Below are 3475 nucleotides of genomic sequence, written 5' to 3' on the forward strand. Positions count from 1 at the left end.
GTCGGCACCGCGAGCCGCAGACACACGCGCGGCGCGGCGCCCGAACCACGGCCGGCGGCGGCGAGGTGCTCGGCCTCGGCGACCGAGTCGATCTGGAGGCCCACGCCCAAAGCCACGGCACGCGCCGATTCGGCGGGGGTTTTCACGGGGCCGTCGAAAAGAATGTCCTGCGGCGCGAAGCCGTCGTCGAGCGCGGTCTGCAGTTCGGGCCCCGAGACGACCTCGGCCACCGCGCCCAGGGAACACAGCAGCCGGGTGAAGGCCGCGAGCGGATTACTCTTGTACGAATACGCGAGAGTGAAACGAGGAAACCATTCTCGCCACGCCTTGTCCATCGCGACGAAATCCCGTTCCACGCCGTCGGGATCGACCACATGGAACGGGGTCGGTATTTCCCGGGCCATTCTCGCGGCCGCACCTGTCAACCGGTCGTCGATCACGATCGCCACCTCCGGAATCACCGCACGACGACTGTCCTGCGTTCACGGTAGGGCACCGACAGCCGACCGTTGAGGCGATACCGAAAAGCGTCGACGGGCGGTCGTGAAACCGCAGAATCTCGGCGAGACGACAAGCGAGGTGTCTATTGCGGCATGCCCTGCCGCGGACGTCGGATCGGAGCGCATCGGTCCATCCGGGAGCTCACAGCCTCCGCAGCAGGACCACCGCTCGGTCGTCGCCCTCGTTGCGGCCCGCTCTCGCGACGATCGTCGAGGCCGCGTCGCGGAAGTCGTCCGTGACCAGGCGCTCCGCTTCGCCCAGGAGGCGGTCGATGCCCGTGGCGATGTCCTCGCCCGGCATCTCGACCATGCCGTCGGTGAACAACAGCAGCGCGTCGCCCGTGCGCAGGCGGCCGTGCACGCCCTTGAAGTGGGCGTCGTCCAGGACGCCCAACAGCGGGCCCTCGGCCTCGACGACGTCCCATCGACCGGTCGCGGCGATCCAGTGCACGCCCGGTGGGTGGCCGGCGGAAAGCAGTTCGTACTCGCCCGATGCCAGGTCGAGGACGACGTGCACCGCCGTCGCGAAGCCCTCGTCCCACTCCTGCCGCAGCAGGTAGTCGTTGGCGGCCGGCAGGAAGCCGTGCGGGGGCAGCGACCCGAGCAGGCCGCCGAACGCGCCGGAGAGCATCAGCGCGCGCGACCCCGCGTCCAGGCCCTTGCCGGAGACGTCGACGAGGACGATCTCCAGGGTCGGCCCGTCGCTCGTACCGCGCGTCGCGACCAGGAAGTCACCGGAGAACGACTGGCCGCCCGCGGGCCGCAGCACCACCTCGGTGTGCCATCCGGGCGGCAGCGCCGGCACCTTCCCCTGCGCCTGCAACCGGTCTCGCAAGTCGAAGAGCATCGACTCGCCGCGCGTCCACTGCACGCCCAGACGCGTACGCATCCGGGCCATCAGCACCACGATCGCGCCGACCGCGCCCACCACCAGGATCGTGCCGGGGGTGACCTCGTCGGGGTCGTGCACCCGGCTCTGCGCGATCAACACGCCGGCGCCGGCCGCGTACAGCAGGAGCAGGCTCGGCATCCGCAGCACCAGGCCGCCGATCAGGATCGGCAGCACCATCATCGTCGCGGGAAACCACGCGTCGTCCACATCGCAGAGCAGCCCGCACGCGGTGACCGCGCCCAGCAGCCCCGCGAGCGCGAAGCCGTCGGAGGGCAGTACGTGGTGCCGCAGCCAGGACGTGACCCGGCGGCGCAGCCGCGCCAGGCTCGCGCGCTGTCCGGCCTGGCGTCCTCGGGTCCTGCTGCTCGTCGGCGCGGCCACCCGGCGACACTACCGAACCGGAACCAACCGGAGGTTACGCCGTCGGCTGACAGGTCGGACACCAGAAGAGATTGCGGCCGACCAACTCGACGGTCTTGACCGGGGTTTCGCACACCAGGCACGGCGCGTCGGTGCGCCGGTAGACGTACACCTCGCCGCCGTGGTCGTCCTTGCGCGGCTCGCGCCCCATCGCCTCCGGGGTGTGCTCGGGCCGCACCGTGTCGATCCGGCCGAGCCGCACGCCCTCGCGCATGAGCACGACCAGGTCGGCCCACATCCCGTCCCACGTTTCGCGGGTGAGCTTCTTGCCGGGCAGTTGGGGGTCGACGCCGAACCGGAACAGCACCTCGGCACGGTAGACGTTGCCCACGCCCGCGAGCACGTCCTGCTCCATCAGCAGCGCGCCGATCGGCTTGGCGCTGCGGGTGATCCGCCGCCACGCGGCGCCCGGGTCGGCGTCGGGGCGCAGCGGGTCGGGGCCGAGCCGCGCGTGCACCGCGTCCTTCTCCGCGCGCGTGAGCAGCCGGCAGGCGGTCGGCCCGCGCAGGTCGGCCCAGGCCGCACCGGTCGCCGTCTTCGCGGCCATCCGCAGCCGCACCGCGCCGACCGGCTCGGGCAGCCGCTCGCCCGCGCCGAACGTGAACGTGCCGTACAGACCCAGGTGCACGTGGACGAAGCGCTCGCCCGAGAACTCCAGAAACAGGTGCTTGCCGTGCGCGTCGGTGGCGACCAAAGGCTCGCCGTCGAGCAGCGCCGCGCTCTCCGCGAACCGCCCCTGCGGGCTGCTCAGGCGCAGCGGCAGCGAGTCGAACACCTCGGCGTGGGTGTCGGCGAGGCGGTGGATGGTGTGGCCCTCGGGCATGCGGCCTCCAACGTGCGTCGAACGGGTGGGTACGACCAACGGTACCGATCGGCACCGACAACGCCGACGCCCCCGACGGGCGGGCCCGTCGGGGGCGTCGTGAGGGTTTCGCGGGATCGTGGTGCGGCTCCGGGTCGTCCCGGAACCGGGTGGGCCGATACGTCGAGGCCCGAGACCGTGCGCCCCGAACCGGCCGCGGGTGAGGGGACCCGCGGCCGAAACGGCCGGAACGCGTGCGGTCGGCTACGGAAGGTTCGGCAGCTCGCCCGTGTTCTCGTACTTGGTGAGCATGTTGATCCGGCGCGTGTGCCGCTCGGCCTCGCTGTACGGCGTGTTCACGAAGACCTCCAGGAACTTCGTGGCGTCGTCGAGCGAGTGCATGCGCGCGCCCATGGCGATCACGTTCGCGTTGTTGTGCTCGCGGGCCAGCGACGCGGTCTCCTCGCTCCACACCAACGCGCAGCGCACACCCTTGACCTTGTTGGCCGCGATGGCCTCGCCGTTGCCGGAGCCGCCGAGGACGACGCCGAGGCTGCCCGCGTCGGACGCGACCCGCTCGCCGGCGCGCAGGCAGTACACGGGGTAGTCGTAGGAGTCGGCCTGGACGGCCGGGCCGCAGTCGACGGCCTCGTGGCCGTTGGCGTCGAGCCACGCGATGAGGTGCTGCTTGAGGTCGTAGCCGGCATGGTCGGAGCCGAGGTAAACGCGCATGTCCGGCAGTCTCTCAGGCGCGCTCGCCGACGTCCCGTCAGGGCCGGAATCCGCCCGGCGGCGTGTCCGTGGAGCCCGGCCCTCGCGGCGGCCGCGCGGGCGGCGGACCGGCGGGCCGGATGGTGGTGG

General features: G+C 71.9%; 3 protein-coding genes and 1 pseudogene. All 4 read right to left on the reverse strand.

Annotated elements, in window-relative coordinates:
• A pseudogene (locus GT354_RS37320) lies at positions 1-461 on the reverse strand (hypothetical protein); the annotation flags it as partial.
• A gap of 181 nt (positions 462-642) precedes the next feature.
• Positions 643-1773 carry a PP2C family protein-serine/threonine phosphatase gene (locus tag GT354_RS37325; RefSeq protein WP_346012347.1) on the reverse strand — a complete coding sequence of 377 codons (1131 nt, stop codon included), beginning with the start codon at positions 1771-1773 and terminating at the stop codon, positions 643-645.
• Between the two features lie 34 nt (positions 1774-1807).
• On the reverse strand, positions 1808-2635 hold the full coding sequence (locus GT354_RS37330) for an Fpg/Nei family DNA glycosylase (RefSeq protein WP_161360822.1): 828 nt from the start codon (positions 2633-2635) through the stop codon (positions 1808-1810).
• Positions 2636-2878: 243 nt separating this feature from the next.
• On the reverse strand, positions 2879-3346 hold the full coding sequence (locus tag GT354_RS37335) for a ribose-5-phosphate isomerase (RefSeq protein WP_161360823.1): 468 nt from the start codon (positions 3344-3346) through the stop codon (positions 2879-2881).
• Positions 3347-3475 lie beyond the last annotated feature (129 nt).

Origin of the sequence: Streptomyces sp. SID3343 (assembly GCF_009865215.1) — a bacterium.
GTDB lineage: Bacteria > Actinomycetota > Actinomycetes > Streptomycetales > Streptomycetaceae > Embleya.

Bases quoted from the DNA above. Each gene is read 5' to 3' on its own strand.
- GT354_RS37330 (WP_161360822.1), bottom strand. From the start codon at position 2,635: ATGCCCGAGGGCCACACCATCCACCGCCTCGCCGACACCCACGCCGAG.
- GT354_RS37335 (WP_161360823.1), bottom strand. From the start codon at position 3,346: ATGCGCGTTTACCTCGGCTCCGACCATGCCGGCTACGACCTCAAGCAG.